The sequence below is a fragment of the Bradyrhizobium sp. 6(2017) genome, from assembly GCF_011058295.2.
In the GTDB taxonomy this organism is placed as follows: Bacteria; Pseudomonadota; Alphaproteobacteria; order Rhizobiales; family Xanthobacteraceae; genus Bradyrhizobium; species Bradyrhizobium septentrionale.
On record NZ_CP049289.2, the window covers coordinates 3,182,076 to 3,205,781 of the forward strand.

Sequence of the window (23,706 nt, forward strand, 5' to 3'; positions counted from 1 at the left end):
TTGCAAATCGTTTCGATATAGCCTTATCTTCCGGCCAAAAGGACGGGAGGCGGCATGGATTTCGATCTGTCCGAACAGTCGGAGCAGTGGCGACAAAATCTATCGGCCTTCTTCGATAAGGAGGTGCTGCCGCGCCACCGCGCCTGGCTCGACCACGTCCGCGAGCACAGCGACACGCCGCCGTTCATGGCCGAGCTGCAGCAGAAGGCGCGCGCGGCGGGCCTGTGGAATCTCGGCCTGCCCGAGCTCGCCACCGATGAGCCGGGCACGCGTCTCTCCAATCTCGACTACGCGCCGCTGGCGGAGATCATGGGGCGGCTGTTCTGGGCGCCGGAGGTGTTCAACTGCCAGGCGCCCGATGTGCCGAACATGATCGCGTTGCAGGCCTGCGCGACGCCGGAGCAGAAGCAGCGCTGGCTGCATCCGCTGCTCAACGCCGAGACCCGCTCCGCCTTCGGCATGACCGAGCCCGATGTCGCTTCGTCCGATGCCACCAACATCGCAACGCGGATGGTCCGCGACGGCGATCACTACATCATCAACGGCCGGAAGTGGTTCATCACCGGTGCCGCGCATCCGCGCTGCAGCTTCCTGATCGTGATGGGTGTGACCGATGCCGGCGCCGAGCGCACCAGCCGGCATTCCTGCATTATCGTGCCGATGGATGCACCGGGCGTGCGGCTGGTGCGGCGGCTGCGCTGGATGGGCTGCGAAGATCATACAGCCCCGATCGGCGAGCTGGTGTTCGACAATGTCCGGGTGCCTGCGGAGAATCTGCTCGGCGCCGAAGGCGAGGGTTTCAAGGTCGCGCAGACCCGGCTCGGGCCGGCGCGTATCCACCATTGCATGCGCTCGATCGGGCTTTGCGAGCTGCTGATCGAGCTGATGATGGCGCGCGCCGCGGAGCGCAGCGCGTTCGGCCGCACGGTGATCCAGTACGATACCGTGCAACGCTGGATCGCCGAAGCCCGCGTCGAGCTGGAGCAGGCGCGGTTACTTGCCTGGCGCTGCGCCTGGCGGCTGGATCGGGCCGGCCATCACGGCGCCTGGCGCGACGTCTCGCTGATCAAGGTCGCGGTGCCCGCGATGCTGCAGAAGATCGCCGACCGCGCGATGCAGGTGTTCGGCGCGATGGGCGGCTCCGACGACACGCCGATCCACCAGGCGCTGGCGTGGGGGCGGCTGCTGCGGATCGGCGACGGGCCGGACGAGGTGCATCTGCGGCAGATCTTCCGGATGGAGCCGATGCCGGAATGGTCGATCGCCAGCTCGCCCTATCTTGCTGCACATCCCGCCTGAGCGGCGCTACAGTGTCCACCGAATTTCCTGAAAGAGGCGCTTTCCGATGACGATGACCGAGCAAGCCCGCGACGCAAAACCCTCCGCGATCGATAAGGAGCTGCTGCGCCTGAAATATCAGGAGGAGCGCAACAAGCGGCTGCGTCCCGACGGCAATGACCAGTATCTCCAGATCAAGGGCCAGCTCGCGCACTATCTCGACGATCCCTACACGCCGGTCGCAGAGCGTGCGCCGAAGACCGATCACGTCACCTTCGCCTTCATCGGCGGCGGCTTTGCCGGGCTCGCCACCGCGGCGCGGCTGACCGAGGCCGGTGTCAAGGATGTCCGCATTGTCGAGAAGGGCGGCGATTTCGGCGGCACCTGGTACTGGAACCGATATCCCGGCGCACAATGCGACACGGCCTCGATGGTCTACATGCCGCTCTTGGAAGAGACCGGCCACATGCCGTCGGAGAAATACGCGCACGCGCCCGAAATCCTCGCGCATTGCCAGCGGATCGGCCGGCAGTTCAATCTCTACGACAATGCGCTGTTTCACACCGAGGTGACGAGCCTCGATTGGGATGCGGCGCAATCGCGCTGGATCGTCCGCACCACCAGGGGCGACGTTTTCACCGCGCAGTATGTCGGCATCGGCACTGGGCCGCTGCATGTGCCGAAGCTGCCCGGCATTCCCGGCATCGATCGCTTCAAGGGCCACTCGTTCCACACCAGCCGCTGGGATTACGATTACACCGGCGGCGATCCCAAGGGCGCACCGATGACGAAGCTTGCCGACAAGCGCGTCGGGATCATCGGCACCGGCGCAACGTCGGTGCAGTGCATTCCGTACCTCGCGCGCGCCTGCAAGGAGTTCTACGTGTTCCAGCGCACGCCATCGTCGGTCGACGTGCGCGGCAACGGCCCGATCGATCCCGACTGGTTTGCCGATATCGCGACGCCGGGCTGGCAACAACGCTGGCTGGAGAATTTCACCGCCAACCAGGCCGGCGGATCGGCCGAGGAAGATCTGGTGCAGGACGGCTGGACCGATCTGTCGAAGCGGATCCGCGCCAAGGTCATGCTGCTGCCGCGCGAGCAGAGGACCCTGGAGAACATGCGGGCTGCCTTCGAGGATTCCGACTTCGAAAAGATGGAGGAAATCCGCAACCGGGTCGACACCATCGTCGGCGACCGCGAGACGGCCAAGAACCTCAAGGCCTGGTACGGCCAGCTCTGCAAGCGGCCATGTTTCCACGACGCCTATCTTCAGGCCTTCAACACGCCGGGCACGCATCTGGTCGATACCGACGGCAAGGGCGTCGAGGAGATCACCGAGAACGGGATCGTCGTCGCGGGCAAGGAATACGCGCTCGACTGCATCATCTACGCGTCGGGATTCGAGGTCGGGACCGAATACCGCAGGCGCGCGGGCTTCGATCTGACCGGCCGCGACGGCATCAAGCTGTCGGAGCATTGGGCCGAGGGCATGCGCACCAAGCACGGCATCCACGTGCATGGCTTTCCGAACGTCTTCTTCGTGCAGCCGACGCAGGGCGCCAATCTGATCTCCAACGTGCCGCACAATCTGACCGAAGCGGCGCGCACCATCGCCTTGATGGTCGGCCATGCCAAAGATAACGGCTTCAAGGAGATCGAAGTCAGCAAAGAGGCTGAGGATCGCTGGGTCGAGCTGCTGTTGACCAGCGTCGGCCGGATGATCGGCGGACCCGATTGCACACCCGGCTACTACAACAACGAGGGCCGCGAGCCGGGTCCAGCTGCCAAGCTCAATGTCGGCCATCCCTCGGGCGCGTTGGCCTACTTCAAATACATCGACGGCTGGCGCAACAGCGGCCAGTTCGAAGGCGTGCAATTCCGCTGAGTGAAGCGCGATCGAGACCGATTTCCGCCAGTCAAGGGAGTGCTTGAGGATGACCCAGACAACCGCCGCCGAAATGTCGCACGGACTTCCGAAGCCAGCCTCCGCGTCCGTCATCGCGCAACACGAGGCGACGCTGAAGGCGTTGCCGTTCGCCGACACCAGGGATTTCGACGACGCCGCGCGCGGCTTCCTCGGCACCATCGAGAACGCGCGCGTCTCCTCGGCCCAGGGCAGGGTGGTCTGGAGCCTTGAGCCTTACGGCTTCCTCACCGACGAGAAGGCGCCTGCGACCGTCGATCCGAGCCTGTGGCGGCAGTCGCGGCTCAATATGCATCACGGCCTGTACGAGGTGGTGCCGGGCGTCTACCAGGTGCGCGGGCTCGACATCGCCAACATGACGCTGATCGAGGGCGACAAGGGCGTCACCGTGGTCGACACGCTGACCTCGATCGAGGGCGCACGCGCCGCGATGGAGCTGTACTTCCAGCATCGCGGCAAACGGCCGGTCGCCGCCGTGATCTTCACCCACACCCACACCGATCATTGGGGCGGTGCGCGCGGCGTGCTCGACGACGACATGCTGGCGGCGGGCGTGCCGATTATCGCGCCGAACTTCTTCATGGAGCACGCGGTCTCCGAGAACATCATCGCGGGTCCGGCAATGCTGCGCCGCGCGCAGTACCAGTTCGGGCCGTTCCTCGCCAAGGGCGTCCGCGGCCAGGTCGATTGCGGCCTCGGCAAGACCATGGCGGCGGGCGGCGTGGCGCTGCTGCGGCCGACCGATTTGATCATCGCGACCGGCGATACGCGCATCATCGACGGCGTCGCGCTCGAATTCCAGATGGCGCCGAACAGCGAGGCGCCGGCGGAGATGCATTTCTTCATCCCGCGCTACAAGCTGCTGAACCTCGCCGAGAACTGCACGCATAATTTCCACAATCTGCTGCCGTTCCGCGGCGCCGATGTGCGCGATGCGCTGGCCTGGTCGAAATATCTCGGCGAGGCGCTGCAGATGTGGGGCGGCAAGGCGGAAGCGATGTGCGGCCAGCATCATTGGCCGGTGTGGGGGCGGGAGCGGATCGACACCATGATCCGGCAGCAGCGCGATCTCTACAAATACGCGCATGACCAGACCATCCGGCTGATGAACCACGGGCTCAACGCAGCCGAGATTGCCGAGACGATCCGGCTGCCCTCGAGCCTCGAAGGCGCCTGGCACGGCCGCGGCTACTACGGCCACATCAGGCACAACGTGAAGGCGATCTACCAAAAATATCTCGGCTGGTACGACGCCAATCCGGTCAATCTCGATTCCTTGCCGCCGGTCGAGGCCGGGAAGAAGTATGTCGAGTATATGGGCGGCGCCGACGCGATCCTGAAGCGCGCCGCGGCCGATTTCGCCAAGGGTGAATTCCGCTTCGTGGCGCAGGCCGTCAGCCATCTGGTGTTCGCCGAACCGGATAATCAGGCGGCCCGCGCATTGCTGGCCGATACGTTCGAGCAGCTCGGCTACGCCGCGGAAAGCTCGACCTGGCGCAACGCCTATCTGTTCGGTGCGCAGGAGCTGCGGCAGGGCATGCCGAAGGCGCCGCCGCGCTCGCCGATGCCGCGCGAGACGCTGGCTGCGCTGCGCACCGAGCAGCTCTGGGACGTGCTCGGCATCCGCCTCAACGGCCCCCAGGCCGAAGGCAAGCGCATCGTGCTGAACTGGAGTTTTACGGATACGGGCGAGACGTTTGTGCTCAACCTCGAGAATTCAGCGCTGACCTACGTCAAAGGCGCGCAGGCAGAAGATGCGCACGCCAGTTTTACGCTGGCGCGCAGCGTGCTGGACGAGGCGATCGCCAAGCTGACCACGTTCCCGGAGGCGGTTGGCGCCGGCAAGATCAAGGCGGCGGGTGATCCGTCGCGGCTCGATGAGTTGATGGCGCTGATGGACGAATTCCCGCGGATGTTCGAGATCGTCGAGCCGAAGCGGACGGTGGTGACTTAGGGCCGCACACTAAAAACGTCGACCGTCACCCTGAGGAGCGCAAAGCGCGTCTCGAAGGGTCGACGGCCCGGCTGGTGGCCGTGCATCCTTCGAGACGCGCGCAAGAGCGCGCTCCTCAGGATGACGGGTCGATAAATGCGCGCTCAAATCCCCAGATACGCCGCCTGCACCTGCTTGTTGTTGGCGAGCTCGGCGCTGGTGCCCTGCATGATCACGTTGCCGCTTTCCAGCACATAGGCGCGCTGCACCAGCGACAGCGCGCGGCTGACATTCTGCTCGACCAGCAGGATCGCCGTGCCCATCTTGTGGATCTCGCCGATCTTCTCGAAGGTCACGTCGGTCATCACGGGTGCCAGGCCGAGCGAAGGCTCGTCCAGCATGAGCAGGCGCGGCTTCAGCATCAGGCCGCGGCCGACCGCGAGCATCTGCTGCTCGCCGCCGCTCATCGTGCCGGCGAGCTGTTTCTTGCGGTCGGCGAGCCGCGGGAAGATGCTGTAGACCAGCTCCATTGTGCGCGCGCGGTCCGCCTTGGCTTTGGGCGTATAGGCGCCGATCTCGAGGTTTTCCTGCACCGTCATTTCCGGGAACACCTGGCGTCCCTCCGGGACATGCGCGATGCCGAGCTCGGGGATCCGGTAGGGCGGCAGGGTTGCGAGATCGACGCCATCGAACGTCACCTTGCCGGCGAACAGTTTGACGAGGCCGGAGACGGCGCGCAGCGTCGTGCTCTTGCCGGCGCCGTTGGCGCCGAGCAGGCCGACGGCTTCGCCCTCGCCGATCGAGATGCTGACGTCGGTGATGGCGGGGACCGAGCCGTAGCTGGCGCTGACGCGGGAGAGCTCAAGCATGGGCGTCTCCCTGCGCCGGCGGGTGCACGTAGGAGCCGAGATAGGCGCGGATCACTTCCGGATTCTCCACGATCTCCTTCGGCGCGCCCTCGGCGATCTTCTGGCCGTGGTCGAGCACCACGATGTGGCGCGCCACCGCCATGATCGCGCGCATCACGTGCTCGACGATCACGATGGTCAGGCCGCTGGCGGAAAGCTTCTTCACCAGCGCGACTGCCTGGTCGATCTCGGCCGGGTTGAGCCCGGCCATCACCTCGTCGAGCAGCAGGATCTTCGGCTGCGTTGCCAGCGCGCGCGCCATCTCCAGCCGGCGCTGGTCGATTGTGGTGAGGTCCTTGGCCGGCGTCTGCTCCTTGGCGCCGAGGCCGACGAACTCGATCGCCTCCAGCGCCTTGTTGCGTGCGGCAGCGACATGCCGGTCGCGCAGGAAGGCCCCGGTCATCACATTGGCCAGCACCGTCATCGCGCCGAATGGCTTTGCCACCTGGAAGGTGCGGGCAAGGCCGAGGGCGCAGACGTCATGCGGCTTGAGGCCCACGACCTCCTGACCGAAGGCGAGCACCGAGCCGGAGTCCGGCCGGTGAAATCCCGTGATCAAATGAAAGCTCGTGGTCTTGCCGGCGCCGTTCGGCCCGATCAGCGCGACCGTCTCGTTCTCCTGCACCGTGAAGCTGACGTCCTGCACCGCGCGCAGGCCGCCGAAGCGCTTGCTGAGACCCTTGATGACCAGTGCTTCTGCCATCGCAACGACCTCAGGCGCGCGCCGGCTTGCGCCGGATGGTGCGGTGATAGACGTCGGTCGCGAATCCGATCAGCCCGGTCGGCCGCCACAGGATCACGGCCATCAGGATCAGGCTGTAGACCGTGAGCTGGATGCCGCCCACCGAGCTGCCGAGCCAGCTCTGCAGCAGTGCCGAGGTGGTTTCCAGCAGCACGGTGCCGATCACCGGACCCCACAGCGTGCCGATGCCGCCGACGATCGACACCAGCGCCGCTTCGATCGAGACGCTGAAGGAGAACGCGGTCGCGGGATCGATGAAGTAGATGTACTGGGTGTAGAAGGTGCCGGCGAGCGCGGTCAGGAACGCGCTGATCATGTAGATGTCGCGCTTGACCTTCGGCGCGTTGACGCCGATCGCCTCGGCCGCGTCCTCGTCCTCGCCGATCGCGACGAGGTAGTAGCCGATCCAGGACTTTTCGATCAGGTGGGTGATCCAGAGGCCGATGACGAGCAGCCCGAGCACGACATAGTAATAGGACGACTTCTCCTCGAACTGCATCATCAGCGGCGCGCTGCCGAGGTTCGGGATCGTGGTGCCTTCGGCACCCCAGGCGAAGTCGCGGAACTTCAGGAAGATCAGCATCAGCACCTGGGCGGTCGCGATGGTCGCGATGGTGAAGTAGGGTCCGCGCAGGCGGAAGCAGAGCCAGCCGATCGGCAGGCTTGCGAGCATCGCCACCACGCCGCCCGCGATCATCCCGATCCAGGGCGAGATGCCGTAGTTCACCTGCATGATGGTCGAGGTGTAGGCGCCGAGCCCGAAATAGGCGGCGTGCCCGAGCGACAGCTGCTTGGCATAGCCGCCCATCAGGTTCCAGGCGACGCCGATGAATGAGAACAGCAGAATGCGGATGAAGATGTCGATCGCAAACGACGAGGTCACGAGCTGGGGCAGGGCGATCATGACGACGGCACCGACCGCCAGCCACAGCCATTTCATGTTGCCTGACTTTTGCATCAGCGGCCCCTCCTGGCACCGAGGCCGCTCGGCCTGAAGGCGAGCGTCAGCAGCAGCAGCGCGAACACCACGATCAGGCCGGAATCGGCGCCGACGAACTGGATGCCGAGCGATTCCGCCACGCCCATCATCAGGCTTGCGACCAGCGCGCCCATCACATTGCCGAGCGTGCCCATCACGACCGCGACGAATGCCATCAGCACGAACACCTGGCCGACGAATGGATAGGCCGAATAGAACGGCATCAGCAGCGAGCCGGCCGCACCGGCGAGCGCCAGCGCAGTGCCGAACGCAACCGCGAACACCCGGTTGGGATTGATCCCCATCAGCATCGCGACGTCGCGGTTCTGCGACGCTGCGCGCATCGCGCGGCCGAGGTCGGTGGTGTGCAGGAAGACCCAGAGCAGGCCGCTCAGCGCCATCGCGACCGCAAAGGCGATCAGTTTTGCCACCGGGATGTAGAGCCCGCCGATGTGGAACGCTTCATCCGAATAGGACGTATGGACCGTACGGTAATTCGCGGTGAAGAGCATCAGCGAGAGATTGAGCAGCAACAGCGACAGCGCGAAGGTCAGGAAGATCTGCGGCATGTCGTTCGGCCCAAGCACCCTGCGGATCAGGAAGTGCTGGATCAGGACGCCGGCGAGGAACAGAACCGGCATCGAGACCACGAGCGAGACCAGCGGATCGACGCCGAACTGGGTGGCGAGGAAGAACGAGATATACATCCCGATCATCACGAACTCGCCCTGGGCGAAATTGACGATCTTGACCACGCCGAAGATCAGCGTGACGCCGATGCTGACAAGCGCGTAGATGCCGCCGATGAGCAGGCCGTTGATCACGGCCTGGGCCAGTGTCTCCCACATGCGATACGACCGCTGCTCAGGTCTTGATCAGCGGGGCGCGGGCGTCTTCCTTGGGGAAGATGCTGGCGAGGTCGGCGTTCTGCCACTGCACGCCGACAGGACGGCCATAGACGTTCTTGCCGTCAGGGCCGAACTTCACCTTGCCGCCCGGCGCCATCGCGGCGTAGCCCGAGGAGACGTCCAGCGTCGAGAGCGCCTCGCGGACCTTCTTGGGATCGGCGGAGGCCGCGCGCTCCAGCGCGTCGGCCAGCATGAAGGTCTGTGCGACCAGGCCGCCGGCATATTCGAACGCGAATTCGCCGGTGCGCTTCTTGAACTCGACGTTGACCTTCTGCGCATCGTCGCTGACATCGTGGTTCCAGTGCGCGACGCCTTGCAGGCCTTCGGCGGCCTTGCCGACATTCTTGTAGAAGTCCGGCATCACGAAGCCGCCGGAGCCGCCATTGATCGCGATGTTGAGCCCGACCTGCTTCACGGTGCGCACGATCAGGATGAGGTCGTTGAGATAGGACAGCGAGAACAGCGTGTTGGCGCCGGAGGCCTTGACCTTGTTGATCAGCGGGCTCGCATCGGTGAAGCCGGCCGAGTAGGGCTCGAACATCACGATCTCGACGCCTTCGCCCGGCGCCAGCTCCTTCAGCCCGTTCGAGGTCGAGGTGCCGAACGCGGTGTTCTCGAAGATGACGGCGACCTTGGCCTGCTCGCTGACCAGCTTGGCCATCTGCAACTGCGCCTTGGCGAATTGCGAGGCGCGTGCGAATGGCGTGAAGGTGTAGGTGCGGCCCTTGTTGAGCTGGTCCGAGCTCGATCCGGTGATGATCGGAACCTTGGCGCGCTCGCAGACCTCGCTCGCGATCAAGGTCAGCGCGCTGGCGTAGCAGCCATGGATCGCCGACAGCTTGTTGCCTGATATCAGGCGGTCGGTCTCGGTGCGCGTCACCGTGGTGTCGCTCTGCACGTCCGAGACGATCAGGTTGAGCTTGGCGCCGCCGAGCGACTTGATGCCGCCGGCCTCGTTGACCATGTCGACCGCAAGCTTGGCCGCGGCGACGCAGCCAGTGCCGATCTGCGCCATGCTGCCGGTGGTCGGATAGAGCGCGCCGATATTGATCGGGTCGGCGGCCCAGCCCCGCAGTGGAACGGCGCCGAACGCGCCGGCAGCGAGCACGCCGCCGGTTTTGACCAGGAATTTGCGGCGGTTCAGCTTGTTCTGCGAGGCTTTGGCCGGCGCGGCATTATTAATGGCCGACGGCTTGCGGTCCCCTGTCATGGCGTTCCCCCTGCGCGACCGCGGCACGGTTGCCCCGTCCGCTCGCTTATTATTTTTTGCTCAAGCAGGAAGCATAAGAGCACGTAATTCGGCAATCGCAAAGGCGATATCGGCCAAGCGCATGGGGAAAGCTGTCACGACTGGTGCGTTGCAGCAATCGCGCGGCGCGCGCAGTCGGATGGCGTCGCTGCGTGGGAGTTGCTGCCGGTTACGACGGTATTATTGACAATCGAATGACCCGACGGACCGGCACGGTGGTGCCGGCCGGCCCGCCGGATCATTCGATCGGCCGCTGCAACTCCTACTCCGCGCTCGACACCAGCTTGAAGCGCGGCTTGGCTTCCGTCAGGCCGCGATAGGCGGCGAGATAGTCCAGCGCCATCCGGCGCGCGGTGAAGCGGGTCTCGAACTGCTTGCGGATCGCGTCGCGATTGAGCGTCGCAAGGCGGCCGACGGAGGAGATAGCGCTGATCTCGTCCTCGACGATGAAGCCGGTCAGGCCATCCTCGATGATCTCGGGCACCGAGCCGCGGTTATAGGCGATGACCGGCGTGCCGCAGGCCATGGCTTCGATCATCACGAGGCCGAACGGCTCGGGCCAATCGATCGGAACCAGGAGCCCGATCGCGCCGCTGAGAAAATCCGGTTTCTCGCGGTCGCTGATCTCGCCGATGAACTCGACCAGCGGATTGCTCGTGATCAAAGGCTTGATCAGCTCGTCATAATATTCCTGGTCGGCGCGATCGACCTTGGCCGCGATCTTTAGCGGAATGCCGCAGCGGGTTGCGATCTTGATCGCGCGATCGACTCCTTTCTCCGGCGCGATGCGCCCGAGCACGGCGAGATAGGATGGCTTGACCGGTTGCGGCGTCAGCAAATTTTCGGGCAGGCCGTGATGGATGGTGCGCACCCAATGCGCCTGCGGCACCGGCCGCCGCTGCGCGTTGGAGATCGAGATCACCGGGATCTTGGAGAAGGTGTTGAAGACGGGCTGGTGTTCCGGCAGGTCGAGCCGGCCGTGCAGCGTGGTGACAAACGGCGTCGGCTGCCGCGCGAACAACGACCACGGGTAATAGTCGAGATGGAAGTGCAGGAAGTCGAATTCATCGTCGTCGGCTTTCTGCCGCACGCGTTCCAGCATCACCATGTGCAGCGCATTGGGATCGCGGACGGAGCCGTCGAGGCGCAGTGCCTTCGGCCAGGTCGCATCGAGCTTCGCGGAGGTCTGTGAATCGCCACTGGCGAACAACGTCACGTCATGTCCAAGTGTTACAAGTTCTTCGGTCAGCCAGTGCACGACCCGTTCGGTGCCGCCGTAGAGTTTCGGGGGAACAGCCTCCGTCAGCGGGGCAACCTGCGCGATGCGCATTTCTCCGTCTCCTGTTTTGTAGTGGGATGAACCAGACCCCTCAGCCCTGTGATGGCACTGACATGCCGAAGACGGGAACGTTCTCGCACGTGCGAGGTTCCTTATGGGTGGGTGAATTCCCGCTTCTTTCTTCCATCACACTGTGGTCTTGCTGATGCCATCACGCTCCAACACGTTTTTGCCGACGCCAGCGTTGCAAAATTGTCGCGCAGTGATGGCTGCATCAAGGAATCCCGCCGCTGCTCTTCACGTCATCGTGCACGAGAGTTTCGACTAAAAATTTCTCGTTCACCCTCAACAGGTTTTGCAGGACGTCATGGACCATCTGTCAGGCTATGCGCATCGCCCCTTTCCCTTCGTGCTGCGCTATCTGCGCCGAAGGCTCCCGTCGCATGTCGTCATTCTGTCGGCGGTCGTTGCGGCGGTTGCCTGCTCGGTAGGCACGCAATACGGCGTGAAGAATCTGGTCGACGCCTTGTCGGCGGGGCCGTCGGCCGCGAATGGCGTATGGCTGGCATTCGCTCTGCTCATGTCGCTGATCGCCGCCGACAACTTCATGTGGCGGATCGCGAGCTGGACCGCGAGCTACACCTTTGTCAGCGTCACCGGCGACCTTCGCCGCGACATGTTCCGCCATCTCACCGGCCACGCGCCGAGCTATTTCACGGACCGGCTGCCGGGCATGCTGACGAGCCGGATCACGGCGACGTCGAACGCGGTGTTCACGGTCGAGAACATGTTCGTATGGAACGTGTTGCCGCCTTGCATCGCGACCTTCGCGGCGATCACCCTGGTTGGAACCGTCAGCGTGACAATGTCAGCGGTGCTGATCCTGATCGCGGGAACCATGGTGGCGATCATGTTCCGCTTGGCGGCCGCCGGCAGGCCGCTACATGACGACTTCGCCAACAGGGCCGCCGCCGTCGACGGCGAAATGGTCGATGTCATCAACAATTTGCCGCTGGTGCGTGCGTTCTGCGGCCTCGGCTACGAGCACGACCGCTTCGACGCGACCGTCAATCGGGAACTCGTCGCGCGCGGCCGTTCCCTGCGCTATCTCGAGAAGCTTCGCCTTTTTCACGCCGGCGTGACCGTGATCCTGACGATCGCGATGCTGGCTTGGGCTCTCTCGCTCTGGCAGCAGGGCGCGGCGACCACCGGCGACGTCGTGCTGGTCTGTACGCTCGGCATCTCGATCCTCAGCGCCACCCGCGATCTCGCCGTTGCGCTGGTCGACGTCACCCAGCATGTCGCCCGTCTCACCGAGGCGCTGGCGACGCTGCTGCAGCCGCACGAGCTGAAGGACCATCCAGAAGCCGAGGCGCTGGTGAAGAGCGGCGCGGCGATCGCCTTCAACAACGTCGGGTTCCGCTATCCGGGCGGCCTTCAGGTGTTCGAGCGCTTCAGCCTGCGGATCCAGCCCGGCCAGCGCGTCGGCCTGGTCGGCCAGTCCGGCGGCGGCAAGTCAACATTGTTTACCCTTCTGCAGCGCTTCTACGACGTCGAGCAGGGCAACATCACGGTCGACGGCCAGGACATCTCCCGCGTCACCCAGCAGAGCCTGCGCGCGGCGATCTCGGTGGTGCCGCAGGACATCTCATTGTTCCATCGTTCCATCATGGAGAACATCCGCTATGGCCGGCCGGATGCCACAGACGACGAGGTGCTGCGGGCGGCGATCGCGGCGCGCTGCGATTTCATCGAAACCTTGCCCGAGGGCATGAACACCATCGTCGGCGATCGCGGCGTCAAGGTCTCCGGCGGCCAGCGCCAGCGGATCGCGATCGCGCGCGCCTTCCTGAAGGACGCGCCGATCCTGCTGCTCGACGAAGCCACCGCGGCGCTCGATGCGGATTCCGAGGAGGCGATCCGCGAGGCGTTGTCGCGGCTGATGCGCGGGCGTACGGTGGTGGCGATCGCGCACCGCCTCGCGACGCTGCGCAGCTTCGACCGCGTGCTCGTGCTGCAGGGCGGCCGCATCGTCGAGGACGGTCCGCCCGATATCCTCGTGAAGGGAAGGGGCCCCTACCGCGACCTGGTCGCGCGCGAAATGGGCCGCCTCTCCACCAGCGCGGCCTGACCCCGCGTCATCAGGCCTGTTGCGTTCCGGTGCGTTCGTTCGAGTCAGGAAAACGGCCAATCAAAGTCGCCAGAGGTTCAGATGGCAGCTGACGTCGTTACGCAGATCATCACTGCTCGCATCACTGAGCACGTCGCCGAATCGCCGTTCTACATTCCGATGACCGGGCCCGCGGCGCGGCCGCGGCGCTCGCTCAAGCATGACGACACCTTCATCGTGCTCGACAGCCATGGCGATATCGGCGCATCGGCCGGCGGGCCGGACGGCCTGTTCAACGCCGACACGCGCTACCTCGCGCGGCTGGAAATGGTGCTGGAGAACGTGCAGCCGCTGCTGCTCGGCTCCAACATGCGCGACGACAATTCGGCGCTGACGGTCGACCTCACCAATTCCGATGTCTATCGTGACGACCGTCTGACCCTGCAGAAGGACACGCTGCACATCGTGCGCTCGATCTTCCTGTGGCGCGGCACCGCCTATCAGCGCATCGGCTTGCAAAATCACGGCGAGCATGCCGCGAGCTTCGATCTCACGCTGCTGTTCGACAATGATTTCGCCGATCTGTTCGAGGTGCGTGGCGAGCGCCGGCCGCGGCGTGGCATCGGCTCGAGCAAGCTATTGGGCCCGACCGACGTCGTGCTCGAATATTGCGGCCTCGACGAACAGTCGCGGATCACCGCGCTGCATTTCGATCCGCGGCCGACGCGGCTGTCGGTCAATGCGGCAACCTACCATTTCGAGCTCGAGCCCGGGCACGTCACCTCGCTGTTCGTCGCGGTCTCCTGCAACAAGCCGATCATGCAGAAGCCGGTGCCGTTCTTCCGCGGGCTGCTGGCGCACCGCCGCGAGATGCGAATTTCGTCGGCCGGCGCGGCCAGCATCGAGACCTCGAACAACATCTTCAACGAGGTGCTGTGCCAGGCGATGGCCGACCTCAACATGCTGATGACAGAGACGCCGCAGGGCCGTTACCCCTATGCCGGCATTCCCTGGTATTCGACGACATTCGGCCGCGACGGGCTGATCACCGCGCTGCAGATGCTGTGGCTCGATCCGCGGATCGCCAAGGGCGTGCTGAAGCGGCTCGCGCTGTTTCAGGCCAAGACGGTCGATCCGCTGGCCGATGCCGCGCCGGGCAAGATCCTGCACGAGATGCGCGGCGGCGAGATGGCCGCGCTTCGCGAGGTGCCGTTCGCGCATTATTACGGCAGCGTCGATTCGACCCCGCTGTTCGTGCTGCTCGCCGGGCTCTACCTGGAGCGCACCGGCGATATGGAGACGCTGCGCGAGCTGTGGCCGGCGGTCGAGGCCGGCTTGCAATGGATCGACGGCCCGGGTGATCCCGACCGCGACGGTTTCGTCGAATACCAGCGCGCGACCGAGGATGGCTTGCGGAACCAGGGCTGGAAGGATTCCTTCGACGCCATCTTCCATGCCGACGGAACGCTCGCCGAAGGCAATATCGCGCTGGCGGAAGTGCAGGGCTATGTGTTCGCGGGCAAGCAGCTTGCCGCGCGCGCGGCGCGCAAGCTCGGCTTTGTGGACAAGGCCGCAAATCTGGAAGCCGAGGCCGAGCGGCTGCGCGAGCGCTTCGAAGAGGCGTTCTGGTGCGAGGAGCTCGGTACCTATGCGCTTGCGCTCGACGGCGCCAAGCGGCAATGCAAGGTGCGCACGTCCAATGCCGGACAAACCTTGTTTTCCGGCATGGTGCGCGAGGACCGCGCGCGACGGGTCGCGGCCGATTTGATGAGCCAGAAATTCTTCTCGGGCTGGGGCATCCGCACCGTTGCCGCGGGCGAAGCGCGCTACAATCCGATGTCCTATCACGACGGTTCGATCTGGCCGCATGACAATGCGCTGATCGCGCTCGGATTTGCCCGCTACGGCCTCAAGCATTCGGTCGCGCATCTGTTCAAGGGCCTGTTCGACGCCGCGAGCTATATGGAGCTGCGGCGGCTGCCGGAGCTGTTCTGCGGCTTCCGCCGCGAGCGCCGGCGCGGCCCGGTGCTTTATCCCGTCGCCTGCGCGCCGCAGGCCTGGGCGAGCGCGACGCCGTTCACGCTGCTGGAGGCGGCGCTAGGAATCGAGTTCGACACCACACGCGGCGAGATCCGCCTGCGCGATCCGCGACTGCCGGAATTCCTCAACGACGTGGTGCTGCGCAACCTCAGGCTTGGCGCTTCCAGCGTCGATCTGAGGCTGCGCCGCCACGGCGACGAAGTGTCACTCGAAGTGTTGCGCACGCGCGGCCAGATCCAGGTGTCGATCGTGCTGACGCATTGAGCGTCGTCGCACGGCACGCGCGCGCCAGGATATCGTGGGGAGAGCTACATGCGTCCGAGGTTCATGGTTATGCTGGTCGCAGCCGCGCTGCTGACATTCGCTGGTGTCCGCGCCGCCGACGATGAGACGCCGACGGCAGCCCAGGCGCCGCCAGCGGCTCCTGTCGTACCGAAGGAGCAGGCCAAAGAGCCGTCGAAGGAGCCTTCGCCGCCGCCATCGGTGACCGTGATCGGCGCGCGCGATGCGCACGGCATTCTCGGGCGCGATGTGCGCAGCTCCGCCAATGAGGACATGGGCCGCATCGTCGACGTCATCGTCGACCGCGACGGCAAGGTCCGCGCCGCCGTGATCGATTTCGGCGGGTTCCTCGGCGTCGGCAGCCGCAAGATCGTGGTCGATTGGAACGCCCTGCGTTTCGCCGGCGTTTCCAGCAAGAGCGACAGCATCACGCTGGACCTGAACAAGCAGCAGGTGAGCGCTGCGCCGGAATACAAGGAAGATACGCCGCTGATCGTGCTGGGCGCGGCCGGCAGTCTCCATCCATGGGATTACGAACATTAGGGGGCTCGAGCTGGTCGCGCGTCCGAACTCTTCCTTCGAGACGGTTGGCGACGGTCGTGGCGAGCGATCAGCCGGCGGCACCAAAATTGTGCCGCGTGTCCCCGATCAGCCCAGTCCTGAGGAATCGCGCACGCCGTCGCGCGAAAGCCAGCGCGGGCTCGACTGGTTCATCTTCTTTCTGGCCGACGTGCAGACCGGCTTCGGCCCGTTCATCGCCGTCTATCTGACGACGCAGAAATGGACCCAGGTCGAGATCGGCTTCGTGCTTTCGATCGGCGGTATCATCGGCCTGCTTGGCCAGATGCCCGGTGGAGCGATCGTCGATGCGGCGCGCTCGGAGCGGGTGGTGGCCGGCTGTGCGGTGGCCGCGATCGGCGCCAGCGCGCTCGCCTATGCGCTTTGGCCGATCTTTCCCGTGGTGACGCTCGCCGCGACATTGCACGCGCTCGCAAGCTGCGTGCTCGGTCCGGCGATCGCCGCGATCAGCCTCGGGCTGGTCGGACCGCTTGCGATCGGCGAGCGGCTCGGCCGCAACGCGCGCTTCGCCTCGCTCGGCAGCGGCTCGGCCGCGGCGCTGATGGGCGCCTGCGGCTATTTCCTGTCGAGCCGCTCGGTGTTCCTCGTCACCTTCATCCTGGTGATCCCGACCCTGTTGTCGCTGGTGCGGATCCGCGAGCGCGAGATCGACATCGCCCAGGCCCATGGTGAGGTGAAGCGCGAGGTTCCGGACAAGCGCGCCACCAGCGTCGTCGGCCTGGTGCGGCAGCGGTCGCTGCTGATCTTTGCCGGCGCGATGATGCTGTTCCAGCTCGCCAATGCCGCGATGCTGCCGCTGATGGCCGGCGTGGTCACCACGCGGTCGAGCCAATGGGCGCCGGTCCTGATCGCCGCCTGCATCATTGTGCCGCAGGCGATCGTCGCGTTGTGCTCGCCCTCGGTCGGCCGCAAGGCCCAGGCCTGGGGCCGCCGGCCGCTGCTCCTGATCGCGTTCGCCTCGCTGGTGATCCGCGGCCTGCTGTTCGCGACCGTGCGCGATCCCTATCTGCTGGTTGCGGTGCAGATCTTCGACGGCATCACCGCGGCGATCTTCAGCGTGATGGTGCCGCTGATCGTGGCCGACGTCGCGTTCGGCAGCGGCCATTTCAACCTGGCGCAGGGCATTGTCGGTACCGCGGTCGGCATCGGCGCCTCGCTCAGCACGGTGCTGGCGGGCTATGTCAGCGACAAGCTCGGCAGCAGCACGGCCTTCATGGGCCTCGCCGGCGTCGCCGCGCTCGGGCTGTTCGTGATCTGGCTGGTGATGCCGGAGACGCGGCGGACGGCATGACGGGTGCGCGGCCGCGGCGCCATGGGCCGCTACCTTCCAGACAAGGGATACCGGCGACGATGGGGCGGTTTGGCCGTGCCGCACCCTTCCTCATGCACGCGCTGTCATATATGAGTGATTTGCTGCTGGAACGAGCCGATGCTCCCCCGGATTAATCAATCCAAAATCGCGATCTGGTACGGATCGACGCAGCGCGAGCAGGCATTTCGACCGAGGAATGGCATGGTAAATCGAACGACGACGGCGCAGACCACCGGAGCGATGCGGCGTTGGGGGCATCCCGCCTTTGTGACCTTTGCGACGATGGTCACATTTGCGGCACTGACCGGCGGCGCCGCCGCGAAGCAGCAGCGTCCCGAGCCAACCGTCGAGGCGACGGCGCCACGCACCGCGGGCGAGCCGATCATGGCGATCGTGTCGATCAAGGCCCAGAAGGTCACGTTCTACGACGCCGACGGCTGGATCTACCGCGCGCCGGTGTCGAGCGGCGTCAAGGGACGCGAGACGCCGGCCGGCGTCTTTGCGCTTCTCGAGAAGGACAAGGACCACCACTCGACGCTCTATGACGACGCCTGGATGCCGAACATGCAGCGCATCACCTGGAACGGCGTCGCGCTGCATGGCGGGCCGCTGCCGGGATATGCGGCCTCGCATGGCTGCGTGCGGATGCCCTACGACTTTGCCGAGAAGCTGTTCGACAAGACGCGGATCGGGATGCGGGTGATCATCGCGCCGAACGATCCGGCGCCGGTCGATTTTACCCACCCGGCGCTGTTCGTGCCGAATGCGCAGGCCATCGCGGCTGCTCCGGCGCGCGCCCAGACGCTTGCTCGCGAGGCCGCGGATGCCGCCAAGGCGGCCGACGAAGCCAAGAAGGCCTCCACAGCCGCGACCAAGGAAGCCGCGCTGTTCACGCCTGCGTCACTGCGCAAGCTGGAAAAGGCCAAGACCCGTGCCGACGCCGAGCTGGCGTTCGCCGACAAGACGCTCGCCAATGCCAAGACCGACCAGACTAGGGCGCGCGCCGAGGATCTGAAGCAGAAGGCCGCCGTCAGGGCCGCGGAAGCGACCACGCAGTTCGAAGCGGCCCAGGGCGACGCCAAGCCGAAGCTCGACGCCGCGGCAGCCGCAAAGGACGCCGCCAAGGCGGCCGAGACCAAGAAGGCCGACACCGCGAAGGCGGCGACCGAGGCGAAGCTCGCGCTCGAGCCGGTCTCGGTCTACATCAGCCGCGCGACGCAGAAGCTCTACGTCCGCCGCAACACCCACAAGCCGTGGGCTGATGGCGGCGAGGTGTTCGATTCAAGCATCGAGGTTCCCGTCACGATCCGCGATCCGGACAAGCCGATCGGCACGCATATCTTCACGGCGATGGCGCGTAACGACACCGGCCTGCGTTGGACCGAGGTGACGATCGACGAGGGCGACAACGCCAAGGACGCGCTCGACCGCATCACCATCCCGCAGGACGTGCTGGATCGCATTGCGCCGACCGTGGTGGCACGCTCGTCCATCATCGTCTCGGACGAGCCGCTGAGCAGCGAGACCAACTACCGCACCGAATTCGTCGCCGTGCTGAGCAACCAGCCGCAGGGCGGTTTCATCACGCGCAAGCCTACCCGGCCCATGGCGCCCGACGACATGGTTGCGAGCAATGAGGACGGTTTCGGCTTCTTCTATCAGCGCAGCTGGAATCCCCAATCCGGCACCCAGTACGGCGTGCCCCAGTACGGCAGCCGCCAATACAGCAATCCGCAGTACAGCAATCCTCAGATTTATGGCAACCCTCAAGCCGCCAATCCGCGCCGGCGCGGCGGCCAGCCCTATTGGCAATCGCAGCAGGACTGGTAGCAGGGCGCTGCCGGCGTAGGACGCCAGCCGAGGAATCCGACTAACCCTGTGTGCATTGGACGGCGGCGTGATGCCGCCGTCCAACTGCGCAGTGCGGTTGCCTTGCGTTACGGGCGAGCTTCCAGGATCAGGTTGAACGGCGTTTCCGCCGCGCGGCGGAAGCGGGAGAAGCCGCCCTGGCGCGCCACCTCACGCAGTCTTGCCTCTCCGGCCTGTGCGCCGAGCGCAAGCCCGACTTCCTGATCGAGCGAGGCAGGAGTGCAGATCATCGTCGAGGCGGCATAGTAGACCCGTCCGATCGGATTGAGGTTGTCCTCCAGCCGGTCGTTGGCGAAGGGCTCGATCAGCAGGCAGGTGCCGTCATTTGCGAGGGTGGAGCGGGTGTGCTTGAGGGCGCCGACCGGATCACCCATGTCGTGCAGGCAGTCGAAGAAGCAGACCAGGTCATACCCCTTGGCCGGGAATGTCTTGGCGGAATGCGTTTCGAAATGGACGCGGTCCGACAATCCCGCCTCCTTCGCCGAGGCCCGTGCCGTCTGGATCGAGCCGTCGTGATAGTCGAAGCCGTAGAAGGTGGACTTCGGAAACGCCTCCGCCATCAACCGCGTCGAGACGCCGTGGCCGCAGCCGACGTCGGCGACGACGGCGCCTTTCTTCAGCTTGTCGACGACGCCCTCGAGCGCCGGCAGCCATTCCTGGACCAGATAGTGCTTGTAGCTGGTGCGGAAGAAGCGGGCGGTGCCGCAGAACAGGCACTCGCTGCGCTTGTTCCAGCCGACACCCTTGCCGGTCTTGAACGCGTCGGTAATTTTCGGCTCGTCGAGGAAGGTCGCGCCGACCAGGCTTCCGACGGCGCCGAGGAACACCGGGCTCTCCTCGTCGGCGAGCGCGAGCGCCTGCTCGGGCAGCATCGAGAATTTTCCGGACGCCTTGTCGTATTCGATGTAGCCCGAGGCGGCCTGCGCCGAGAGCCATTCCTGAACGTAGCGCTCGGCGGTTCCGGTTGCCTTGGCCAGCGCCGCGGCATTCATTGGTCCGCCCTGCGCAAGAGCCTTGTAGAGCCCGAGCTTGTCTCCCAGCAGCATCAGCGAGGCGTTCATCGCCGCGCCGACATCGCCGATCATCTTTCCCATGAATAAATTGAGGCGCTCCTCGTTGACGTCCATGATGTTCCTCCATCGCAATCGCGTTTGGCCAAAAGTCCATCATTCGCAATTTCACGCATGCGTCGTCGTACAGCCATGGGGCGACGCGATCGCATGAAAGGTTCGGCGCAATGAAGCGATTGTTACTGGGCTGCTGGGATCCCAGATGGGCTCGATGTCACAAGCCTGCGAGGCGGGCGGCCTACGCCGCCGCCCGCAGCATGACCAGCCTCTTGTATAGCGCGCTGTAGCAGGCGGCCGACAGGTCCCAGCTGTAGGACTTGGCCATCGCGCTGGAGCGCATGGCGTTGAGGCGGTCCTTGGCGCGGTAGGCGTCGAAGGCACGTCTGACCCCGCCGAGGAAGGATTCCGCCGACGGCTGCGGGAACAGGAAGCCAGTCTCGCCGTCGGCGATGGTTTCGGCAAGGCCGCCGGTCTGGTGGCCGATCGGCAGCGAGCCGAAGCGCTGCGCATACATCTGGCTGAGGCCGCAGGGCTCGAAGCGCGACGGCATCAGGGTGAAATCGCTGCCGGCGAAGATCCGGCGCGCCTGCGCGTCGTTGAAGCCGATGATGACGCCGATCGCGTCCGGCCGGCGCCGGTGTGCGGCGACCAGCGCGTCCTCGAGGGCGGGCTCTCCACTGCCGGTGACGACGATTTGACCGCCATCCCGGATGATCTGATCGGCGGCCGACAGCACGAGGTCGACACCCTTCTGATGCACGAGGCGCGCAACCAGGCCGAAGATCGGTCCGCGCGAGACCGCAAGCCCGAATTGCCGCCGCACATAGTCGGCGTTGGCCTGCTTGCCCTTCCAGTCGCCGGCGCCGAACGGCTGCGCGAGCTGCGCGCAATGACGCGGGTCCCAGCTCTCGTCGATGCCGTTCAGGATGCCGGTCAGCTGGTCGGCGTCGGAGCGGAGGCGCAGCACGCCCTCCAGCCCGCAGCCGAGCTCCGCGGTCGTGATCTCCTTCGCATAGGTCGCGCTGACGGTGGTCAAATGCGAGGCGTAGACGAGGCCGCCCTTGAGGAAAGACAGCTGGTCGTAGAATTCCAGCCCGTCGATGTGGAAGGAGCTTTCCGGTGCACCGATCCGCCGCAGCGAGTCCCTCGGAAACAGGCCCTGATAGGCGAGATTGTGGATGGTCAGGATCGACGGAATCCGCAGCTGACGCCATGCGAGGTAGGCCGGTGTGAGCGCGGCCTGCCAGTCGTTGGCGTGAACGAGGTCGGCTGCCCAATTCTTGTCCAGCGTTCCGGCCGCAAGTTCGGCAGCGGCGGAGGCAAAGCGGCCGAAGCGGATGTCGTTGTCCGGCCAGTCGCGGCCGGACTCATCGCCGTAGGGATTGCCCGGCCGGTCGTACAGTTGCGGGCACAGCAGCACATAGACCGGCATGCCGTCCTTGGTCGATGCGCGCCCGAGCGTGCAGGCGGGCATCTCGGCGAGCGCAGGGCATTGTCCAACGATTTCAATGTGAGTGAATTGCTCGACCACGTCCCGGTAGCCGGGAAGCATAATCCTGACGTCGCTCCATAGGCGGAGCGCCCGGGGAAGTGCAGCGGAAACGGCGGCAAGCCCGCCCACGCGGACGAAATCGTCCATCTCCGTCGTGACGAATAAGACCTTCAACAACGCCCTCGTTCCAGCCCGTGACAGGGCTATGCAAGATCGGGTCCAATCTGCCTTTGAGTAAAATGCAAGACGGCCCGCGGGTCCGGTCTGGACGAGACGCTTTCCTGTCAGGGCGGCTCACTTTAGGGTCGCGGCGCCGAACAATGAGAACCACGCGGTGGAGGAAGCCTTGGCCACAACAATAGCTGCTGACGATGAGGGGAATTTGACACGGAGCTTCGACGGCCTTCGGGTGCTGGATTTTTCGACCACGATCGCCGGACCTCATTGCACGCGGATGCTCGCCGACATGGGCGCGGAGGTGATCAAGATCGAGTCCGCCGAAGGCGAGACGATGCGGACGCGGCCGCCGCTGCGCAACAATTGCTCGACGGCGTTCGGCCAGCTCAATGTCGGCAAGAACAGTCTTGTGCTCGACCTGAAGTCGCCCTCCGGCGTCGAAACCGTGCGCCGGCTGATCGCGACCGCCGATGTGCTGGTGGAGAATTTCCGCCCCGGCGTGATGCGGCGGCTGAAACTCGACTATGCCTCGATCAGGGACATCAATCCGAAGCTGATCTACTGTTCGATCTCCGGCTACGGCCAGACCGGCCCGTCGGCGGAGTTGCCGGCCTATGCGCCGGTGATCCATGCCGCCTCGGGTTATGAGATGGCGCATCTCGCCTATCAGCCGGGCCGCAGCCGGCCGGACTATTGCGGCATCTATCACGCCGATGTGCTCACCGGCGTCTATGCCTTCGGTGCGATCTCGGCGGCGCTCTATCAGCGCAGCGCCAGCGGCAAGGGCCAGCATATCGACGTCTCGATGCTGGAATCGATGCTGAGCCTGACCTTGAACGAGTTGCAGTGGTCACAATTCGAGGTCAAGCAAACCCAGCGCCCGATGTTCGGCCCGATCGAAACCACCGACGGCTACGTCATGGTGGCGATCGCCAGCGAGAAGACGTTCCAGAACCTGATGCAGGTGATCGGCCATGGCGAATGGGTCTCCGATCCGCGCTTCGCCAAATATTCCGATCGGCGGGAGAACTGGGCGGGCCTGATGGAGGGCGTCGAGGCGTGGTCGCGCGCGGTGAGCACGCAGGCCTGCCTCGCCGCGCTCAATGAATATGGTGTGCCGTCGTCGGCCTATCGCACCGTGCGCGAAGCGCTCGCCGATCCGCAGATCGACCATCGCGGCGCGCTGGCCGAGGTCGAGGACGGCGGCGGCGCCTTCAAGGTGCTCAACCTGCCGTTCCGCATGTCGGGCGCTGCGGTCGGCGCCGCCAAGCGGATGTCGACGCTCGGCGAGCACACGCTGTCTTATTTGAAGGAGATCGGCCTCTCCGACGATCAGATCGCAGGCTTCGCAGCGCAACCGGCGAAAACTGCGCGCAGCTAGAGCATGATCCGGACCTGGCGGGTCGCGTTTGCTCAACGTGGACACCGGTTTTCCGAAAGATCATGCTCAAACAAGTCGATGAGATCATGATGCGATCTTGCGTGATCGCATCGTGATCTCCCTGCGGCTTTTCATCCGTATTACGGTCTTGTCGCGCGCGGCGATTCCGGACAAGCTGCCGCCCAACACAC

The 23,706-nt window shown here is 65.1% G+C and carries 17 protein-coding genes; 9 read left to right on the forward strand and 8 right to left on the reverse strand.

Features of this window, described 5'->3' with window-relative positions; all coding sequences use genetic code 11:
- Positions 1 to 54: 54 nt before the first annotated feature.
- Genes G6P99_RS14910 through G6P99_RS14920 form a run of 3 tightly spaced genes read left to right on the forward strand, consistent with a single transcriptional unit; the run spans position 55 to position 5,159 of the window.
- On the forward strand, positions 55 to 1,299 hold the full coding sequence (locus G6P99_RS14910) for an acyl-CoA dehydrogenase family protein (RefSeq protein ID WP_029078179.1): 1,245 nt from the start codon (positions 55 to 57) through the stop codon (positions 1,297 to 1,299).
- 46 nt (positions 1,300 to 1,345) lie between these two features.
- Entirely contained in the window at positions 1,346 to 3,166 is a 1,821-nt protein-coding gene (locus tag G6P99_RS14915) for a flavin-containing monooxygenase (RefSeq protein WP_029078178.1), read from the forward strand.
- Positions 3,167 to 3,215: 49 nt separating this feature from the next.
- Positions 3,216 to 5,159 carry an alkyl/aryl-sulfatase gene (locus G6P99_RS14920; RefSeq protein WP_029078177.1) on the forward strand — a complete coding sequence of 648 codons (1,944 nt, stop codon included), beginning with the start codon at positions 3,216 to 3,218 and terminating at the stop codon, positions 5,157 to 5,159.
- A gap of 143 nt (positions 5,160 to 5,302) precedes the next feature.
- Here G6P99_RS14920 and G6P99_RS14925 read toward each other — a convergent pair whose 3' ends face one another.
- The 6 genes from G6P99_RS14925 to G6P99_RS14950 all read right to left on the reverse strand — a co-directional run bounded on the left by G6P99_RS14925 (position 5,303) and on the right by G6P99_RS14950 (position 11,254).
- Positions 5,303 to 6,007 carry an ABC transporter ATP-binding protein gene (locus G6P99_RS14925; protein WP_029078176.1) on the reverse strand — a complete coding sequence of 235 codons (705 nt, stop codon included), beginning with the start codon at positions 6,005 to 6,007 and terminating at the stop codon, positions 5,303 to 5,305.
- Positions 6,000 to 6,749, reverse strand: coding sequence for an ABC transporter ATP-binding protein (locus G6P99_RS14930; RefSeq protein WP_029078175.1), 750 nt, complete (start codon positions 6,747 to 6,749; stop codon positions 6,000 to 6,002). The genes G6P99_RS14925 and G6P99_RS14930 overlap by 8 nt, the downstream gene beginning before the upstream one ends.
- Before the next feature lie 10 nt (positions 6,750 to 6,759).
- Positions 6,760 to 7,746 carry a branched-chain amino acid ABC transporter permease gene (locus G6P99_RS14935; RefSeq protein ID WP_029078174.1) on the reverse strand — a complete coding sequence of 329 codons (987 nt, stop codon included), beginning with the start codon at positions 7,744 to 7,746 and terminating at the stop codon, positions 6,760 to 6,762.
- On the reverse strand, positions 7,746 to 8,615 hold the full coding sequence (locus tag G6P99_RS14940; protein ID WP_029078173.1) for a branched-chain amino acid ABC transporter permease: 870 nt from the start codon (positions 8,613 to 8,615) through the stop codon (positions 7,746 to 7,748). Before G6P99_RS14940 ends, G6P99_RS14935 begins: the two co-directional genes overlap by 1 nt.
- A 16-nt stretch (positions 8,616 to 8,631) precedes the next feature.
- Entirely contained in the window at positions 8,632 to 9,885 is a 1,254-nt protein-coding gene (locus G6P99_RS14945; RefSeq protein WP_029078172.1) for an ABC transporter substrate-binding protein, read from the reverse strand.
- Positions 9,886 to 10,186: 301 nt separating this feature from the next.
- Positions 10,187 to 11,254 carry a glycosyltransferase family 4 protein gene (locus tag G6P99_RS14950; protein ID WP_029078171.1) on the reverse strand — a complete coding sequence of 356 codons (1,068 nt, stop codon included), beginning with the start codon at positions 11,252 to 11,254 and terminating at the stop codon, positions 10,187 to 10,189.
- Between the two features lie 316 nt (positions 11,255 to 11,570).
- On the opposite strand from G6P99_RS14950, the gene G6P99_RS14955 reads away from it, so the two are divergent.
- From G6P99_RS14955 to G6P99_RS14975, 5 genes are all read left to right on the forward strand, one after another.
- A complete protein-coding gene (locus G6P99_RS14955) occupies positions 11,571 to 13,334 on the forward strand; it encodes an ABC transporter ATP-binding protein (protein WP_165128645.1) in 1,764 nt (587 codons plus the stop codon).
- Between the two features lie 81 nt (positions 13,335 to 13,415).
- Complete coding sequence (locus G6P99_RS14960) at positions 13,416 to 15,617, forward strand: amylo-alpha-1,6-glucosidase (protein ID WP_029078169.1); 2,202 nt, start codon at positions 13,416 to 13,418, stop codon at positions 15,615 to 15,617.
- A gap of 48 nt (positions 15,618 to 15,665) precedes the next feature.
- Positions 15,666 to 16,178, forward strand: coding sequence for a PRC-barrel domain-containing protein (locus G6P99_RS14965; protein ID WP_029078168.1), 513 nt, complete (start codon positions 15,666 to 15,668; stop codon positions 16,176 to 16,178).
- A gap of 88 nt (positions 16,179 to 16,266) precedes the next feature.
- Entirely contained in the window at positions 16,267 to 17,505 is a 1,239-nt protein-coding gene (locus G6P99_RS14970; RefSeq protein ID WP_165128647.1) for an MFS transporter, read from the forward strand.
- A 222-nt stretch (positions 17,506 to 17,727) separates the two neighbouring features.
- On the forward strand, positions 17,728 to 19,356 hold the full coding sequence (locus G6P99_RS14975; protein ID WP_165128649.1) for a L,D-transpeptidase: 1,629 nt from the start codon (positions 17,728 to 17,730) through the stop codon (positions 19,354 to 19,356).
- Positions 19,357 to 19,463: 107 nt separating this feature from the next.
- On the opposite strand, the gene G6P99_RS14980 is transcribed toward G6P99_RS14975, so the two are convergent.
- Together G6P99_RS14980 and glgA are read right to left on the reverse strand one after the other, a co-directional pair.
- Positions 19,464 to 20,522: a class I SAM-dependent methyltransferase gene (locus G6P99_RS14980; RefSeq protein WP_035975996.1), complete on the reverse strand. Its 1,059-nt coding sequence runs from the start codon at positions 20,520 to 20,522 to the stop codon at positions 19,464 to 19,466.
- Between the two features lie 181 nt (positions 20,523 to 20,703).
- Positions 20,704 to 22,131, reverse strand: coding sequence for a glycogen synthase GlgA (gene glgA / locus G6P99_RS14985; RefSeq protein ID WP_035976088.1), 1,428 nt, complete (start codon positions 22,129 to 22,131; stop codon positions 20,704 to 20,706).
- Positions 22,132 to 22,339: 208 nt separating this feature from the next.
- On the opposite strand from glgA, the gene G6P99_RS14990 reads away from it, so the two are divergent.
- Positions 22,340 to 23,515 (forward strand): CaiB/BaiF CoA transferase family protein, encoded by a 1,176-nt coding sequence (locus G6P99_RS14990; RefSeq protein WP_198031099.1) that lies wholly within the window; start codon positions 22,340 to 22,342, stop codon positions 23,513 to 23,515.
- Positions 23,516 to 23,706 lie beyond the last annotated feature (191 nt).

What these genes read in the sequence shown, in the direction of transcription:
- G6P99_RS14910 (WP_029078179.1), top strand. Translation starts at nt 55, where the DNA reads ATGGATTTCGATCTGTCCGAACAGTCGGAGCAGTGGCGACAAAATCTA.
- G6P99_RS14915 (WP_029078178.1), top strand. Translation starts at nt 1,346, where the DNA reads ATGACGATGACCGAGCAAGCCCGCGACGCAAAACCCTCCGCGATCGAT.
- G6P99_RS14920 (WP_029078177.1), top strand. Translation starts at nt 3,216, where the DNA reads ATGACCCAGACAACCGCCGCCGAAATGTCGCACGGACTTCCGAAGCCA.
- G6P99_RS14925 (WP_029078176.1), bottom strand. Translation starts at nt 6,007, where the DNA reads ATGCTTGAGCTCTCCCGCGTCAGCGCCAGCTACGGCTCGGTCCCCGCC.
- G6P99_RS14930 (WP_029078175.1), bottom strand. Translation starts at nt 6,749, where the DNA reads ATGGCAGAAGCACTGGTCATCAAGGGTCTCAGCAAGCGCTTCGGCGGC.
- G6P99_RS14935 (WP_029078174.1), bottom strand. Translation starts at nt 7,746, where the DNA reads ATGCAAAAGTCAGGCAACATGAAATGGCTGTGGCTGGCGGTCGGTGCC.
- G6P99_RS14940 (WP_029078173.1), bottom strand. Translation starts at nt 8,615, where the DNA reads ATGTGGGAGACACTGGCCCAGGCCGTGATCAACGGCCTGCTCATCGGC.
- G6P99_RS14945 (WP_029078172.1), bottom strand. Translation starts at nt 9,885, where the DNA reads ATGACAGGGGACCGCAAGCCGTCGGCCATTAATAATGCCGCGCCGGCC.
- G6P99_RS14950 (WP_029078171.1), bottom strand. Translation starts at nt 11,254, where the DNA reads ATGCGCATCGCGCAGGTTGCCCCGCTGACGGAGGCTGTTCCCCCGAAA.
- G6P99_RS14955 (WP_165128645.1), top strand. Translation starts at nt 11,571, where the DNA reads ATGGACCATCTGTCAGGCTATGCGCATCGCCCCTTTCCCTTCGTGCTG.
- G6P99_RS14960 (WP_029078169.1), top strand. Translation starts at nt 13,416, where the DNA reads ATGGCAGCTGACGTCGTTACGCAGATCATCACTGCTCGCATCACTGAG.
- G6P99_RS14965 (WP_029078168.1), top strand. Translation starts at nt 15,666, where the DNA reads ATGCGTCCGAGGTTCATGGTTATGCTGGTCGCAGCCGCGCTGCTGACA.
- G6P99_RS14975 (WP_165128649.1), top strand. Translation starts at nt 17,728, where the DNA reads ATGGTAAATCGAACGACGACGGCGCAGACCACCGGAGCGATGCGGCGT.
- G6P99_RS14980 (WP_035975996.1), bottom strand. Translation starts at nt 20,522, where the DNA reads ATGGACGTCAACGAGGAGCGCCTCAATTTATTCATGGGAAAGATGATC.